Here is a 16,143-nt window from a genome sequence, read left to right as displayed (position 1 = left end):
GTGCTGAATCAACTACGCGAAAAAGTGAATGCGGATTTTGTCCGCACCGGCAAACGCCGGCGCATCCAGCTGGTCGATGCCACCCTGCGCGATGCGCACCAGTGCCTGTGGGCCACGCGCATGCGCACCGAGCACATGCTGCCGATGGCCGAGCGCCTGGATGCGCTGGGTTTCGATGCGATAGAAGGCGTTGCCCTGGTGCAGTTCGACGCCAGCGTGCTGTTCCTCAACCAGAATCCGCTGGAGCGGCTCCGCCTGTTGTCCGAGCGGATCCGCCACACGCCGCTGCGCGGTATCGTGCGCAGCAACATGCTGCGCAGCTTCTACCCGGAACCGGACGACCTCAGCGAGCTGTACGTCGAGCGCCTGGTCGCCAACGGTGCCCGTGACATCGGCTTTCTCGACTCACTGCATTGCTGGGACAACCTGGTACCGGCGATCGCCACGGCCAAGCGCCTGGGCGCCACCACCAACCTCGCCATGATCTACAACCTGGCCCCGGGCTACGACGCGACGTTCTACGCCGCCAAGGCGCGCGAGGCCATCGAACGCTTCGACATCGACGCCTTTACCTTCGGCGACGCCGGCGGCAGCATGACCGTGGAACAGGTACGCAGCATTGTGCCAGCGATCAAGGCGGTGATCGGCGATCGACCGCTCGAAGTGCTCACCCACTGCCTGAACGCGACCGGTTCGCTGGCGGCCATAGAAGCGGCGGTGCACGGCGCCGACCGCCTGCTGTGCTCGATCGATCCGCTGGCCAACGGCAATGCAGGGCCCTCGGCCCAGATGCTGGCCCGTAACCTGCGCGAAATCGGTTTCGAGGTCGACTTCGATGACCGCGCGGCTGACGAGATCGGCGAGTACCTCGCCGGCGTGGCCGAAGAGAACGGTTTTCCCCTGGGTATCCCGGCGGAATACGACCCGGCGCACTTCGTCACCCAATACGCCGGCGGCGCCATGTCGAACCTGCAGTCGCAACTGCAGCTGGCGGGGATCGCCGACAAGCTGCCGGTCGTGCTCGAAGAGATCGCCCGCGTGCGCGTGGAACTGGGCTCGCCCGTGATGGCCACGCCCTTCCCCGCCATGATCGCCGCGCAAGCGGTGATGAACGTGCTGAGCGGCGAGCGCTACAAGGTGGTACCGGACGAAGTGAAAAAGTACGTGTGCGGTTACTTCGGCGCTCTGCCACTGCCGGTCGATCCCGACGTCAGGGATCTTGTACTCGCCAACGGCTCCCGCGAGGTGGCAACGACGCCACCGGTGCTCTCGCCAAGGGTTCCCGAGCTGCGCCGTCGATATCCCGGCCTGTCGGATGATGAACTGTTGCTGCGTGCCATGTATGGCGACGAAAAAATCACCGGGCTGGTCCCTGCCGTGGTCGACGACACCTTCAGTGTGCGTCGCCCGCTGCATGAACTGATCGCCGGGCTGGCAAGGTTCCCGGAGCAACGCCATGTGCATATCGCCATGGCCGGTTTCGAACTGCGTACTCACTGAGGCTGCCATGTCGACTCCCCTCTCTGCACGGCCTCTGCGGCAACCCACCGCCGAAACGGCCGCCTATTGGGCGGCCGCGCATGAACACCGGCTGGTGATTCAGCGCTGCGCTGGCTGCGGGACCTGCCAGTTCTACCCTCGGGCCTTCTGTATCAGCTGCCTGTCCGACCGCCTCGACTGGATCAACGCCAGCGGCCACGGGCGCATCTATACCTGGACGGTCTGCCGGATCGCGCCCTCGCCGGCCTTCGAATCCCGGTTGCCCTATGTGGTTGCGTTGATCGACCTCGATGAAGGCGTTCGCCTGGTCGCCAATATCCTCGATGCCGACCTTGCGCGCGTCGCCATCGGCGCCCGGGTCAGCGTCTGTTTCGAGTCCGTCAGCGAATCCTGCACGCTGCCCCAGTTCACTCTTTTGGATTAGCCGTCACCATGCAAATGATTACCGACCACTTCGATGCAGGCGCCAATCGCCACCCGGACAATGTCTGCCTGCAAGGCCCAGGCTTGAGCCTCACCTACGCCGAGGTCCAGGCCGATTCCCACGCCATCGGCCATGCCTTGACCCTGCTAGGGCTGAGCTGCGCGCATGTCGGCGTGCTGGCGCCCAATCACCCGCTGAGCTTCGTCGCCATGCTGGGCGCCTTGCGCGCAGGGAGCACTTTCATACCCTTGAATGCCAGGGACTCGATCGACAGCCTCATCTGGTTCATGAGTTTCACCAAGTTGTCAGTGCTCGTGCTGCACTCCCAGTACGCCGAGCATGCCGAGCGCATTCGTGCCGGCGTACCCACCCTGAAATCCCTGATCGGCCTGGACGAGCCGATCGACGGGCTGAGCATCGCCTCCTGGTGCCGCGAACATGCCGGCCAGCCGTGCACGGTGCGCCAGACGCTCGACGAGATTGCCCTGATCAAGTCCTCGGGCGGCACCACGGGGCGGCCGAAGGCAATCATGCAAAGCCATCGCGCATTGCTCGCCTGCTACCGCATTGGTAACCAGTTCATGCCGCCGGCAAAAAGCCCCGCGCACCTGGTCGTGGCGCCGCTGACCCATGCGGCAGGCGCAACTGCCATGGCCCTGTCGAGTTTCGGCACGCGCAACGTGATTGCAGCGTCCGCCGATCCGGGCGTGGTCCTGGAAACCATTGAACGGGAACGCATCACCCACCTGTTCCTGCCACCGACCCTGATCTACCGACTGCTGTCGCACCCGGACGCCAGGACCCGCGACTGCTCCTCGCTCGAATATGTTATCTACGGCGCCGCCCCCATGTCCGTGGACAAGCTGCGCGAAGGCATCGCCCTGTGGGGGCCGGTGTTCGTGCAGTTTTACGGCCAATCCGAAGTGCCCGGTGTCATCACGGTACTGACCCGCGAAGACCACCTGCGTGAGGGCAAGCACCTGGGTTCAGCCGGCCGTCCCACCGGTGCCTGCGAAGTGGCCCTGATGGATGACGACGGGCGGTTCGTCGAGACTGGCGAGCGCGGCGAGATCGTCGCCCGTGGCGAACTGGTCGCCCCCGGCTACTACGACAATCCGCAAGCCAACGAAGAGGCACTCCGGTACGGCTGGCACCACACCGGTGACATCGGCGTGTTCGACGAAGGCGGCTACCTGTACATCGTCGATCGCACCAAGGACATGATCATCTCAGGTGGGTTCAACATCTACCCGAGCGAGATCGAGCAACTGATCTGGGCGCATCCCGCGGTGATGGATTGCGCAGTGGTCGGCATTCCCGATGCCGACTGGGGCGAGAAAGTCGTCGCGGTCATCGAACTCAAGGCCGGTGCCACTGCAACAGCGCAGGAATTGATCGCCACCTGCCGGGAAAAACTCGGCAGCCTGAAGACGCCCAAACACGTGCTGTTCTGGGACAGCCTGCCACGCAGCCCGGTCGGCAAGGTGTTGAAAAAAGACGTGCGTGCACAGCTGATCGCGCAGGAGCCTCGACCATGACGCTCGACGCATCCCACCTCGCCGGCCGCTACGCCATCGTCGGTGTGGGCGAGGCCGGCCTCGGCAAGGCGCAGCCAGGCGACACCGCGCTGTCGCTGCAATGCCGCTCGGCCCGCGAAGCGCTACTGGAGGCCGGGCTCACCCTGGGCGATGTCGATGGGGTATTCGCGCACTGGGACGACCGCGCCAATGCGTTGCTGGTGAGCGAATACCTGGGGATCACGCCGCGCTACGTCGACAGCACGGTGGTGGGTGGCGGTTCGCCCCTGACCCACTTGATCCACGCCATGGCTGCGATCGACGCTGGCCTGTGCTCAGTGGCGCTGGTCACCTACGGCAGTACCCAGCGCCTGGATCACAGTCGCCACCGTGGCGGCGTGGTCACCGACCCGCGTTCCCCGTCCGGCCAATTCGTGGCGCCCTACGGCGTGCTCAGTCCGATCAGTTGGTACGCGATGCTCGCGCAGCAGTATCTGCATCGATACCAGGCGAGCGCAGAGGACCTCGGCGAGGTGGCGATCAACGCGCGGCGTTGGGCGCAACTCAATCCCCAGGCCACGCTGCGCCAACCACTGACGATGGAGGATTACCTGGCTTCGCCGCTGATCTCGGACCCGCTGCGCAAAGCCGATATCTGCCTGGTCAGCGACGGTGCCGGTGCATTGATCCTCACCAGGGCCGAACACGCCCGCACCTTGGCCAAACCTGCGGTGTTCATCCGCGGTTTCGCCGATACCTATCGGGGCCACGTCACGCCGGTCAATACGTTCGACTGGCTCGACGACGGCGTTACCGGCGCCTGCGTCGAGCGGGCGATGCGCATGTCCGGCATCGCGCGCAGCGAATTGAGCATGGTGCAGATCTATGACGCCTTCACCATCAATGTGCTGGTCGGCCTGGAGAGCATGGGTTTGTGCGAACCCGGCCAGGCGGGCGCGTTTCTGCGCAGCGGCATTGCCGCGCCCGGCGGCGCATTGCCGGTGAATACGTCGGGCGGTGGCCTGGCGTTCAACCACTCCGGCCAGTTCGGCATGCAACTGATGATCGAGTCGGTGCGCCAGCTGCGCGGCGAATGCGGCGCACGCCAGGTCGCCAATGGCAGCAGCTGCCTGGTCCAGACTGGCGGGCTCGTCATGTCGGCATTCATGTACATGGTGCTGGCGAACGAACCAGGTGATTGAAGTCCTGCTGCCAATGCGTCGCGGCGAAATCGTCGGACGTGCCGTCATGGTTCCCCAAGAGAAAGACTGATGACCCGCGATCACACTTCACCCGATCAAGAACTGCACTCCCGCCGCGCCACCGCCTTGGACATGGGCGGAGAAGCCAGACTCCAGGCACGACGCGATGCCGGCGTGCTCAACGCCCGTGAGCGGCTGGAGGGTCTGCTGGACCCGCAGTCGTTCAGTGAGATCGGCATGCTCGCCCACTCCGCCCGCCCCGAAGATCGGGATAGCACGCCCGCCGATGGCAAGATCACCGGCTTTGGCCGCATCGATTCGCGCCGGGTCGCCGTGGTGTCCAACGACATGACAGTCAAAGGCGCGTCGTCCTCGTGGGTCAATGCGCGCAAGATCGCCTACATGAAGGAATGCGCCACCCGCAACGGCATGCCGCTGATCTTCCTTGGCGAGTCGTCGGGCCAGCGCATGCAGGATGCAATGGGCGCGGGCGCCATGGCCGGCGGCGGTCAGGATGCTCAGCAATACTGCCGCCGTCGCGAGACGCCGTGGGTCAGCGCCGTGCTCGGCCCGTGTTTCGGTTCGGCGAGCTGGTATTCGTGTTTGGCGGATTTCACAGTGATGCGCAAAGGCGCATTGCTGGCTGTTTCGAGCCCTAAAGTCACCTCGGTGGCGATCGGCGAGGCGTCCGATAGCGAAGAACTCGGCGGCTGGCGCATGCATGCTGAAATCACCGGGCTGGCCGACATGGTGGTCAACACCGATCAGGAAGCGCTGGCCGCCATCCAGCGTTTTCTCGGCTACCTGCCCTCCCATTCGAATGAGATGCCGGCCGTGCTGCCCTGCACGCTCGAGGACCGTCCGGATTCGTCGGGACCTGAACGCATCGTCCCGGCCGAACGCAGCAAGACCTACGACATGCGCAAGCTGCTCGCCACCCTGGTCGATCGTGACAGCCTGTTTTTACTCAAGGATCGCTTCGGTCGCTCGGTCGTCACCGCCCTGGCCCGGCTCGAGGGGGCCAGCATCGGCATTGTCGCTTCCAACCCGCAATTCAAAGGCGGAGCGCTCGACGCCGATGCCTGCCGCAAGGCCACCGGTTTCATCGCCCTGTGCGACTCGTTCAACATTCCACTGGTATTTCTAGTCGATACACCCGGTTTCCTGGTGGGCATCGAAGGCGAGAAACACAGCGCGCCCGCGCACATCATGAACATGATTCACGCAGTGCAACTGTGTTCGGTGCCCAAACTTTCGGTAATCGTGCGCAAGAGTTTTGGCCAGGCCTACCTGAATTTCGGCGGTGGCCGCAACAGCGACCAGTCCGCCGCCTGGTGCATGGCCGACGTCAGCTTCGTCGACCCCGGCGTTGCGGTCAGCGTCGTGCATGACGTGACCCGCGAAAGCGACCCCGAGCGTTACGAGCGACTGCATGCCGAATTCTCAAAAGACACCTCGGCCTTTGCCCTGGCCGGTGCCATGGGCACCCACGAGGTAATCGCCCCGGCAGAAACCCGGCGCTTTCTGGTCGAGGCACTGGCGGCGCAACGGCGCGGCTTCAACAACGGTATCGGCCGTCACGAAATGCGTACGTGGCCAACCTACTTTTGATCCCTCCCTTTCAAGGATTCACCATGAACGTTTTGATCGTGCATGCCCACCCCGAACCAAAGTCCTTCACCGCTGCGCTGCGCGACCAGGCGGTCCAGACCCTGCAAGCCCAAGGGCATGAGGTGCGGGTATCGGACCTGTACGCGATGGACTGGAACCCAGTGGCCAGTGCCGAGGACTTTTGCGTCAGGGAAAATCCCGAGTACCTGGTCTACGCGCTGGAACAACGACGCAACAGCAAGGAGCGGACGCTCGCCGCCGATATTCAGCAGGAACTGGACAAGCTGCTTTGGACAGACCTGCTGATCCTCAATTTCCCGATCTACTGGTTCTCCACGCCGGCCATCCTCAAGGGCTGGATTGACCGGGTACTGGTGTCCGGCATCTGCTACGGCGGCAAACGTTTTTATGATCAAGGCGGGCTGAGCGGCAAGAAAGCCCTGGTGACTGTGACCTTGGGCGGGCGTGAACACATGTTCGGCGAGAAGGCGATCCACGGCCCCCTGGAAGACATGTTGCGCCCGCTGCTGCGCGGTACCCTGGCCTATGTCGGCCTGGAAGTGCTGCCACCTTTTGTCGGTTGGCATGTGCCGTACATTAGCGCCGAAGCGCGACAGGATTTTTTGCTCAGCTATCGCCAGCGCCTGGAAAACATCGAGGCGGACGAACCCATCCAATACCCTCGCCTGAGTCAGTTCGATGATCGACTCTATCCCCTGGGACTGGTTGACACCCCGTTGTAGTAACAGGCAAGTTCGCCGACGCCTTCAACAGCAAGCGTCATCACCTCATTGCGAAGTCAGGGTGTAGTGGTAGTGCACTGCGCCCGTCTGTGGATCTACCAGCCAGTAGTCATCCTTGTCCTTTTTCAGCCGATAACATTCCTTGGGGATCTTGGGCGAGGTGAAACAGATCACGCCATCCTTGACGGTCCAGTATTCGGTTTCGGGTGGGTTGCCGGACAGTTTGAATATTTCCGTGCCATCGGCATTGAAACTCAACGAATACGGCAAGCCCGAAGGCCCGACATTATGCAATTTGTTGCCTATCAGGGTGCTGCGCACCTGATCATCATCGAGCGCAACCGCCGAAGGTGAAACCGGCTTTATCGGATGGTTGCCAGACGAAGCGCAACCGGACAAGACAAGGGCCAGGAACAGGCAGCTCCAATATTCTTTGTTCATGCCGCACCTCGCCCATCAACTTTATTGAACGGAAAACTTGTTGTTGGTTTTATTTTTTACGCTATCGACAAACCAGATCGTGACTCCGTCACTCAGGACTTTATTGCATTCCTTGCCATATTTCTGATAGCTCACGCAAATGACGTCCTCGGTGATTACCCAGGTACCGGCCTGCACAGGCTCGGTGGAAATATTAATGGTCGCGGTGCCGTCAGGATTCAGGGTTTCAGAGAAGGGGTATCCAGTAGAGGTGACGCTGGAGTGCTTGCGCCCTATTACCGTGGAATTGATCTCGCTTGCACTGAGCTGCTTTGCAGTCGCCGGGGCATCGGCATGGGCATCCATGGCAGCTTGGTGACCAGAGGATGAGCAACCCGCCATCAAGCATATAACTATTGAACAGGCAATAATCTTATTCATAGCGCTCACCTTTTATCAGCCAGCGGATCCAATCTTTTAAGAGTAGTCACGTAGCACCGCGTAAATATAATTATTCACGATAAATTCAATAACCCGCGCACATTGCAAACTGCACGAACATGTAAATTATATGGACATTGGCCGTCACTTAATCCAACTAATGTTCGCGCAGTGCAACACCCCAACTTATTGATACCCTGGGTCAAACCGTGGTTTGTACAGCCACCGCCTGTCGCCCCTTGAACGCCAGGGAAAAACAGAAAAAGATCACCAGGGCAAACCCGGCCGGGAACAGCCAGATGCTTTTCCAATCATGGGCGCCCGCCGACGCGGCGTAGTGGTCGGTGACCTGCCCCGCCACCCAGAAACCGATCAGCATGCCCAGGCCGTAGGTCGCCAGGGTGATCAAGCCCTGGGCGGAACTCCTGAAACGCTCCGAAGCCTTGGCATCGGTGTAGATTTGTCCGGAAACGAAGAAAAAGTCATAGCAGATGCCGTGCAAGGCGATACCGGTGAACAGCATGAACGCCAGGTCACCGTTGTTGCCGTAGGCGAACAACAGGTAGCGCAGAGCCCACGCCAGCATCCCCACCAGCAGCGCAAGCTTGATCCCGAAGCGCTGGATGAACAGCGGCAGAAGCAGCATGAACAGCACTTCGGAGACTTGCCCGATGGCCATTTTCGCCGTGGGGTTGGTCACGCCGATTTCCGCCAGGAACGGGTTGGCGTTCTGGTAGTAAAACGCCAACGGAATGCAGATCAGGATGGAGGCGATAAAAAACACCAGATAACTGCGATCCTTGAGCAACCCCAGGGCATCCAGCCCGAGCATCTGCTTGAGACCGCCGTTCGATTCGCCCTTGAGCGGTGCGGTACGCGGCAAGGTGAAGCTGTACACGCCCAGCAGCAGTGACGCGATCGCCGACATCAGGAAGGTGTTGCGCAACCCGCCGGAGGAAATCGCCGCTTGTGAGTCCCAGGCAAACACAAAGCTGATCACCACGCCGGCGACGATCCAGCCGAGGGTGCCCCACACGCGGATGCGCGAAAACTCCAGCGCCGGGTCGCTCATCTGGCGGAACGCGACGGAATTGACCAGGGCCAGGGTCGGCATATAGACCATCATGTAGGCCAGCACGAATGGATAGAAGGTGCTGAAATCCGGTGCTCGATACAGTTGATACAGCAACACCGCGCCCACCAGGTGCAACACGGCAAGAATGCGCTCGGCGTTGAAGAAGCGGTCGGCGATCAGACCGATCACGAAGGGCGCGATGATCGCGCCCCATGACTGGGTCGAGAACGCCATGCCGATCTGCCCGCCTGTGGCGCCCAGATTGCTGGCAAGAAAGGTACCGAGGGTGACGAACCAGCCACCCCAGATAAAGAACTGCAGGAACATCATTGCGCTTAGCCGCGCGGTCATCGTGGTCATGACAGTCACCGTCTTATTGTTGTTGTGGTGCGAGAGAAACGGGTTCAGGCGTCGGGTAACCCCAACAATCGACGATTGAAGGCGGCGTCGGACGACACGCTGGCGAAATCGTCAAAGGCCTTGCGAGTCTTGCTGATCATGTGTCGCTCGATGAATGCCGCACCTTCTGCGGCGCCCTGCGCGGAGTCCTTCAGGCAGCACTCCCACTCCAGCACGGCCCACCCGGCGTAGTCGTATTGGGTCAATTTGCTGAAGATCGACTTGAAGTCGATCTGGCCATCGCCCAATGAGCGAAAACGCCCCGGCCGCTCGACCCAGCCCTGGTATCCGCCGTAGACACCGGAACGGGCATCGGGCCGGAATTCGGCGTCCTTGACGTGGAACATGCGGATGCGCGCGTGGTAGCGATCGATGAAGCCCAGGTAGTCCATTTGCTGCAGCAGCAGGTGGCTCGGGTCATACAGGATCGCCGCACGGGGATGGTGATCGACTGCCTCCAGGAAGCGCTCGAATGAAGCGCCGTCATGCAGGTCTTCGCCGGGGTGGATCTCGTAGCACAGGTCGACGCCGGCCTCTTCGAAACAATCGAGAATCGGCAACCAGCGCCTGGCCAGTTCGGCGAAACCCTGCTCGACCAGACCACTCGGGCGCTGCGGCCAGGGGTAGAGGTAGGGCCAGAGCAGCGCGCCAGAAAAGGTCGCGTGGGCCTTCAAGCCCAAGCGCTGACTGGCGCGTGCCGCCAGCTTCAACTGGTCGATGGCCCAGTCGGTGCGGGCCTGGGGTTGGCCGCGCAAATGTGCCGGTGCGAAGTCATCGAACAGCGTGTCGAACGCCGGATGCACCGCCACCAGTTGGCCTTGCAGATGAGTCGAGAGCTCACTGATCTCGACGCCCGCCTGAGCGCAGACCGCTTTCAGTTCATCGCAGTAATCCTGGTCTTCGGCGGCGCGCGCAAGGTCAATGAACGACGTGCCCAGCGTCGGCAGTTGAATGGCCTTGTAACCCTGGGATGCCGCCCACCGGGCGATGTTGGCCAGGGTATCGAAGGGTGCTTCGGCGGACATGAACTGCGCGAGGAAAATCCCCGGGCCTCGCATGCCGGTTGCGGTAGTGTCAGTCACGCAAGTCTCCAGAGTCATGGGGTGCAGACCAGTTCGGTCCACTTGGCGTCGCCACGATGGTTGGCGATCACGGTTTCAATGAACGCCATGCCGCGCAGGCCGATGTCGATACCGGGCACCCCGGGCGCATCGTGCCCCGCGACGTTGCCACGGATGGCGCGGGCAAAATCGCCGTAGAGATTGGCCATGGCTTCGAGATAGCCTTCAGGATGCCCGGCCGGCAAACGCATGCGCTGGCTGGCGGCATCGCACAGCCACGGCTGGCCGACACCGGAGCGCAGGATGCGCATGGGTTGATCGAGGGCACGGTGGACCAGGCTGGCGGGTTCCTCCTGCCGCCATTCCAGTGCGCCCTGGTCGCCATAGACGCGAATTTTCAGCGGGTTCTCTTCGCCGGCGCAGACCTGACTGGCGATCAACACGCCGCTGGCGCCGCCGGCCATCTTGAACAGCATCGAGGCGTCATCGTCCAACTGACGGCCGGCGATGTGCACGCCCAACATCGCGCACAACTGCTGGATCGGTTGGTCCGCGACAAACTCGGCCAGGGAAAAGGCGTGGGTGCCGATGTCACCGATGCAACCGCCCACACCGGACTGCTCCGGCCTGTCGCGCCATAGCGCCTGCCTGTTGCCCTGCCCGGCCACATCCTGGCTGAGCCAGCCTTGGGGGTATTCGACAATGACCTTGCGCACCGCACCGATCACGCCGCTGCGCACCATTTCGCGCGCCTGCCAGACCATGGGGTAGCCCAGGTACGTATGGGCCAGGCCGTAGAGGCGACCGCTGCGTTCGACCACGTCCTTGAGTGCCAGCAATTCCACCAGGTTCAGTGCCGCAGGTTTTTCGCTGAACACATGAAAACCCGCACCCAGCGCCTGGCTGGCAACCGGAGCGTGCAAGTGGTTGGGGGTGACGATCACCAGCAACTCCATGCGCTGCTCAGCGGGCAACCCACGCTCGGCCTCGATCATCTGCTGCCAGTCGCTGTAGCAGCGCGAGGGCGGCAGGCCCAGTGCCGCGCCGGTGTTCAGGTTGTTCTGCGGGTCGCGGCTGAAGGCGCCGCACACCAGTTCAAAACGCCCATCGAGCCCGGCGGCCTGACGGTGGGCTTGAGCGATGAATGCGCCCTCGCCGCCCCCGACAAATCCCATTCTTATTTTTGCTGTTGCAGCGTTCATCGCAATGTTCTCTGTTTGAAGCGGCTTTTCAGACTGAAGCCAGGCGCCGATGTAACCGGTTACATCGTGGCGGAAATTTAGGCTCAGTTTCAATGCCTGTCAAACCCCGTGATTAAAATCAATGAACATTTCAGCCCAGGAATAACTGCGTTAAGCTCGCCGGCCGTGCGGTTCGATAACGAGGTGATCTTGTCCAATATCCGTGAAGTAGCCAGGCTGGCCGGCGTCTCGGTGGCCACGGTGTCCAGAACCCTGAAATCGCCTGAGCGTGTGCTCCCAAAGACACGGGACAAGGTCAACGCGGCCGTGGAACAGGCCGGCTACAGGCCGAACCTGATGGCGGTGCAGTTTCGTTCGCGCCGCACCGGCAACCTGGTGATCCTGGTGCCGGCCATCGCCAACACATTTTTCGCCCGGGTCATCAGCGGCGCGCAACAGGCGGCCCAGGCAGCCAACTATCGGCTGCTGCTGTGCGACACCCAGGGTCGCGAGGAGATCGAACAGGAATTCGCCGAACTGGTGTACAACCACCAGGCAGACGGTGTGATCCAGTTGCGCGCCTATGACCCGTTCGAGGCGCCCTTCCCCAACACCGAACTACCGCCTATCGTCAACGCCTGCGAGGTGATCCATGGCGGCCGTCATCCGACCATCAGCCTGGATAACCGCGCGGCCGCCAAGGCCATGACCGAACACCTGATCGAACTGGGCCACCGCCGGATCGGCCTGATCAAGGGCCCTAAAAGCAGCCCGCTGACCCGCGACCGCGTGGCCGGTTATCAGGATGCCTTGCGTCAGGCCGGGATTGATTGCGACCCGACACTGATCTGCCATGGAGATTTCAGCCTGAAAGCCGGTGATGAAGGCGCCGCCGCCATGCTGGATCTGCCAGAGCGTCCCACTGCACTGTTCTGCGAAAACGATGAAATGGCCATCGGCGCGTTGAAACGCATCAAGCAACAGGGTTTACGGGTGCCCGAGGATATTTCGCTGGTCGGTTTTGACGACATTCCCTTCGCGGCTTACTGCGACCCCCCGCTGACAACCATCGCGCAACCCGCCGAAGTCTTCGGCCGCAAAGCCGTCGAGATGCTGATTGCGCTGATCGAAAAAAAACCGCTGGTACAGCGCCATGTGGTGTTGCCGTTCGAGTTGACGCTGCGCGGCAGCACGGCGGTAGTGAACGCAGGCCAGTAAGGGTCGGCTGTATCGAGGGCCTGCCTAGAGGCATTCCTGGGCCGCACGTTCGAGGCGCGATGGCCCGAACGTCGAGGCCAGCAACGTGCGTTCGTACAGGAACACCTTGCCGCCATTCGAGGCCTTGTAGGCTTCGAGTACATCATCGGCGGCGACCTTGCTCGATACAACGATTCGATAACTGCGTTGGGTTTGCGAGATCGTGGCGCTCAGCGCGTCTTCCTGCAGTTTCGGCAGGACACACTGGGCGTAGTCCGCCGGGGCCTTTTTCGTCTGCAGGGTCAGCGTCGGGTCATTAGGTGCAGAAGCACACCCGGACAGCAGCAAGGGGGCGATCAGCGCCAGTCGAGTCAGCATCTTCATCACAGGGTTCCGGAAGCGTTTTCAATGCACGCGATACTCCCTGTTTGCCGGCAACAACAGAACTTGTGATGGATGATTGTGACTATCAGTGCAACGAATAGTTAAAGACCCCGGCCCTCACTCCGCGGACTTGACCGCCGGCCCACGCTTGAACCCCTCGCGCCGTTCCTGGCGCTCCTGGGCATAGGCCGCACTCGGCTCGCTGCTCAATTCGTCACGGCGCAGCAACTCACCGCAATGTTCGCACAACGGCCCCAGCCCTGCGGGCTGCCCGCAGCGCTGGTGGGTGTAATGCACGGCCAGGCCCTCTTGCGGCGACTTGCACCAGGTTTCCCCCCAGGCGCGCAACGCCAGCACCACGGAGTAAAACGCCTGCCCCTTGGCCGTGAGGTGGTACTCGTAGCGCGGCGGCCGCTCGTTGTAGGCGCGGCGCTCGACCATGCCGTCCGCCTCCAGGCTTTTCAGGCGGGTCGCGACCATCTGCGGGGTGCCGCCGGTCTGCGCCTGGATGTCATCGTAGCGATGATTGCGCATGAACAACTCGCGCAGCACCAGCACGGTCCAGCGATCGCCGACCACGTCTTCGGCCCGGGCAATCGGACACAAGGTTTGCGGGCTAGTCTTTTTTAACGCCATACGGGCTTGCCTCTTTCCAAGTAACTATGATTATCATATCTACGCACTGCCACGGCAAGCCCATGGCACCGAACCGCCCATTTTCCCGGAGCATTTGTCATGTCCAACGCACCCTACCCATTGGCTCGCACCGCTTACCTGCTGGTCGATCCCTACAACGACTTCCTCTCCGAAGGCGGCAAGATTTTCCCGCTGCTGGAGCCGATCGCCCGGCAAGTCGGCCTGTTCGACAACCTGCGCACCCTCGACCGGACGGTTCGCGCCCTCGACATACCGGTGTTCATCGTACCGCACCGGCGTTGGGAGCAAGGCGACTACGAGAACTGGGATCACCCCAGCCCCACCCAATGCAAGATCCAGCACATGCACCACTTCGCCCGTGGCGAATGGGGGGGCGAATGGCACCCCGATTTCGCGCCCCAGCCCGGCGACACCGTGGTCCAGGAGCATTGGGGCTCCAGCGGTTTTGCCAACACCGACCTGGATTTTCGCCTCAAGCAGAAAGGCATCACCCACGTGATCATCGTCGGCCTGCTGGCCAACACCTGCATCGAGGCGACCGCCCGCTACGCCCAGGAACTGGGCTACCACGTCACCCTGGTGCGCGACGCCACCGCCGCTTTCAAGCCGGAAATGATGCACGCGGCCCATGAACTGAATGGCCCGACCTTCGCCCATTCGATTGTCACCACCGAGCAACTGACCGCCACCCTCAAGCTGTGAGCACGCCCATGAAACTGACTGGAAACCTGTTGATCGGCGCCAACGAAGTCGCCGCCAGCGCAGGGACGATGAAGGCGCTGAACCCCGCCACCCATCAGCTTATCGAGCCGGAGTTCGCCTTCGGTGGCGCCGCTGAAGTGGACCAGGCGGCGATCCTCGCCGACGCCGCGTTCGACCACTACAGCCACACCTCGCTCGCCGAGCGTTCGGCCTTGCTGGAGCGTATCGCCGACAACCTGCAGGCCGTCGCCCAGCCGCTGGCCGTTCGGGCCGCCCTGGAAACCGGTTTGCCCGAAGCACAATTGCTGGGCGAAGCGGCCAGGGCCGCCACGCAATTCCGGCAATTCGCCGAGGTGGTGCGCCGCGGACGTTTTCTCCAGGTGGCCATCGATCCGGCCCAGCCTGGGCGCCAGCCACGCCCGCGCATGGATCATCGCCTGCAGAAAATCGCCCTCGGCCCCGTGGCCGTGTTTGGCGCCAGCAATTTCCCCATCAGCTACTCGGTGGCCGGCGGCGACACGGCAGCCGCGCTGGCGGCCGGCGCGACGGTGATCGTCAAGGCCCACAACGCTCACCCGGGGGCCTCGGAAATCCAGGCCCGGGCCATCCGCAAGGCCGTGCAGGACAGTGGCTTGCCTGAAGGCGTGTTCTCGATGGTGCGCGGCGCCGGCAACGCAATCGGCGAGGCCCTGGTCGACCATCCGTTGATCAAGGCGGTGACCTTCACCGGCTCCGAACAGGGCGGCATGGCCCTGTATCGCCGGGCGCAGCTACGCCCCGAGCCGATCCCGGTGTTCACCGAAATGGCCAGCGTCAACCCCACCTTCATCCTGCCCCGGGCACTGGCCGAGCGTGGTGCGCAGATCGGTGACGGTTTCATCGAGCGCATGCTGGTCAATGTCGGGCAGGCCTGTCTCAAGCCGGCGATGCTGATCGCCATCGCCGGGGCCGGTTTCGAGCCCCTGCGCGCGGCCATGATCAACCGGGTAGCGGCGGCAGCGGCACGGCCGATGCTGACGCCGGGCATCCATGGAGCGTACTTGAGCGGACTCGACAGGTTGCACGGCGCCGGTGCCAGGCCGGTTGCCGAAGGCCTGGCCGCCACTGCGGCACTGGACGGCCAGGCCCTATTGCTCGAGGTCGACGGCCCGCGTTTTCTCGGCGAAACAGGCCTGGCCGAGGAAGTGTTCGGGCCGGCCGCGTTGTTGGTGAAAGTCGAGGATGAGGCGCAAATGCTCGCGGTCGCCCGTGCGCTTCGCGGTCAGCTCAGTGCGGCCATGCACCTGGAAGACGTGGACCTGGGACTGGCCCGTCGTTTGCTGCCGATCCTGGAACGGCGCACCGGGCGGATCGTCGTCAACGCCTTCGCCCATCCCCAGGAGGTGTCTTTCGCCAGCGTGCACGGCGGGCCGTTTCCGGCATCGTCAGACAGCCGTTTCACTTCGGTGGGCATGAGTTCCATCGAGCGCTTCCTGCGGCCGGTGTGCTACCAGGGCTTTCCCGATGCGTTGCTGCCCGAGGCGCTGCGTGAGGGCAACCCGCTCGGTGTGCCGCGCAGCGTCGACGGACAATAAGCAGTTTTCGCGCCTGGCAAATGCTGAATGTGGGAGCGGGGGGTGGGGGGCCAGG

Annotated in this window: 16 protein-coding genes; 9 read left to right on the top strand and 7 right to left on the bottom strand. The window is 62.6% G+C overall.

Features of this window, described 5'->3' with window-relative positions; all coding sequences use genetic code 11:
• From NQL71_RS26145 to NQL71_RS26120, 6 genes are all read left to right on the top strand, one after another.
• Positions 1-1,500: a hypothetical protein gene (locus NQL71_RS26145; RefSeq protein WP_274643585.1), complete on the top strand. Its 1,500-nt coding sequence runs from the start codon at positions 1-3 to the stop codon at positions 1,498-1,500.
• Positions 1,501-1,507: 7 nt separating this feature from the next.
• A complete protein-coding gene (locus NQL71_RS26140; protein ID WP_274643584.1) occupies positions 1,508-1,924 on the top strand; it encodes a Zn-ribbon domain-containing OB-fold protein in 417 nt (138 codons plus the stop codon).
• 8 nt (positions 1,925-1,932) lie between these two features.
• Positions 1,933-3,462: an AMP-binding protein gene (locus NQL71_RS26135; protein WP_077183167.1), complete on the top strand. Its 1,530-nt coding sequence runs from the start codon at positions 1,933-1,935 to the stop codon at positions 3,460-3,462.
• Positions 3,459-4,643 carry a thiolase C-terminal domain-containing protein gene (locus NQL71_RS26130; RefSeq protein ID WP_077183166.1) on the top strand — a complete coding sequence of 395 codons (1,185 nt, stop codon included), beginning with the start codon at positions 3,459-3,461 and terminating at the stop codon, positions 4,641-4,643. The genes NQL71_RS26135 and NQL71_RS26130 overlap by 4 nt, the downstream gene beginning before the upstream one ends.
• 69 nt (positions 4,644-4,712) lie before the next feature.
• Positions 4,713-6,254: an acyl-CoA carboxylase subunit beta gene (locus tag NQL71_RS26125; RefSeq protein ID WP_274643583.1), complete on the top strand. Its 1,542-nt coding sequence runs from the start codon at positions 4,713-4,715 to the stop codon at positions 6,252-6,254.
• A gap of 23 nt (positions 6,255-6,277) precedes the next feature.
• A complete protein-coding gene (locus NQL71_RS26120) occupies positions 6,278-6,997 on the top strand; it encodes an NAD(P)H-dependent oxidoreductase (protein ID WP_077183164.1) in 720 nt (239 codons plus the stop codon).
• A gap of 45 nt (positions 6,998-7,042) precedes the next feature.
• Here NQL71_RS26120 and NQL71_RS26115 read toward each other — a convergent pair whose 3' ends face one another.
• The 5 genes from NQL71_RS26115 to NQL71_RS26095 form a co-directional block, all read right to left on the bottom strand.
• The gene (locus tag NQL71_RS26115; RefSeq protein ID WP_046820253.1) at positions 7,043-7,438 is read right to left on the bottom strand and encodes a hypothetical protein; all 396 of its coding nucleotides are present in this window, start codon (positions 7,436-7,438) and stop codon (positions 7,043-7,045) included.
• A gap of 21 nt (positions 7,439-7,459) precedes the next feature.
• Complete coding sequence (locus tag NQL71_RS26110) at positions 7,460-7,858, bottom strand: hypothetical protein (RefSeq protein WP_274643582.1); 399 nt, start codon at positions 7,856-7,858, stop codon at positions 7,460-7,462.
• A 202-nt stretch (positions 7,859-8,060) separates the two neighbouring features.
• The gene (locus NQL71_RS26105; protein WP_046820255.1) at positions 8,061-9,293 is read right to left on the bottom strand and encodes a nucleoside permease; all 1,233 of its coding nucleotides are present in this window, start codon (positions 9,291-9,293) and stop codon (positions 8,061-8,063) included.
• 44 nt (positions 9,294-9,337) lie between these two features.
• On the bottom strand, positions 9,338-10,390 hold the full coding sequence (locus NQL71_RS26100) for a sugar phosphate isomerase/epimerase family protein (protein WP_046820256.1): 1,053 nt from the start codon (positions 10,388-10,390) through the stop codon (positions 9,338-9,340).
• A gap of 38 nt (positions 10,391-10,428) precedes the next feature.
• A complete protein-coding gene (locus NQL71_RS26095) occupies positions 10,429-11,595 on the bottom strand; it encodes a Gfo/Idh/MocA family protein (protein WP_166619096.1) in 1,167 nt (388 codons plus the stop codon).
• A gap of 189 nt (positions 11,596-11,784) precedes the next feature.
• Here NQL71_RS26095 and NQL71_RS26090 point away from each other — a divergent pair, with 189 nt between their 5' ends.
• On the top strand, positions 11,785-12,792 hold the full coding sequence (locus NQL71_RS26090) for a LacI family DNA-binding transcriptional regulator (protein ID WP_274643581.1): 1,008 nt from the start codon (positions 11,785-11,787) through the stop codon (positions 12,790-12,792).
• A 24-nt stretch (positions 12,793-12,816) separates the two neighbouring features.
• On the opposite strand, the gene NQL71_RS26085 is transcribed toward NQL71_RS26090, so the two are convergent.
• Positions 12,817-13,155, bottom strand: a complete 339-nt coding sequence (locus tag NQL71_RS26085; RefSeq protein ID WP_046820258.1) for a hypothetical protein — start codon at positions 13,153-13,155, stop codon at positions 12,817-12,819.
• Positions 13,156-13,272: 117 nt separating this feature from the next.
• Positions 13,273-13,791, bottom strand: a complete 519-nt coding sequence (locus tag NQL71_RS26080; protein ID WP_046820259.1) for a winged helix-turn-helix transcriptional regulator — start codon at positions 13,789-13,791, stop codon at positions 13,273-13,275.
• A 99-nt stretch (positions 13,792-13,890) separates the two neighbouring features.
• Here NQL71_RS26080 and NQL71_RS26075 point away from each other — a divergent pair, with 99 nt between their 5' ends.
• Both NQL71_RS26075 and NQL71_RS26070 read left to right on the top strand, forming a co-directional pair.
• Entirely contained in the window at positions 13,891-14,514 is a 624-nt protein-coding gene (locus tag NQL71_RS26075) for a cysteine hydrolase family protein (protein WP_274643580.1), read from the top strand.
• Positions 14,515-14,522: 8 nt separating this feature from the next.
• Positions 14,523-16,088 carry an aldehyde dehydrogenase (NADP(+)) gene (locus NQL71_RS26070; RefSeq protein ID WP_046820261.1) on the top strand — a complete coding sequence of 522 codons (1,566 nt, stop codon included), beginning with the start codon at positions 14,523-14,525 and terminating at the stop codon, positions 16,086-16,088.
• The last annotated feature ends 55 nt before the right edge of the window (positions 16,089-16,143 follow it).

The organism is Pseudomonas serbica, from assembly GCF_028823535.1.
Lineage (GTDB): Bacteria > Pseudomonadota > Gammaproteobacteria > Pseudomonadales > Pseudomonadaceae > Aquipseudomonas > Aquipseudomonas serbica.
The sequence above is the reverse complement of the archived record's forward strand: the minus strand, read 5'-3'. Positions and strand labels throughout refer to the sequence as shown.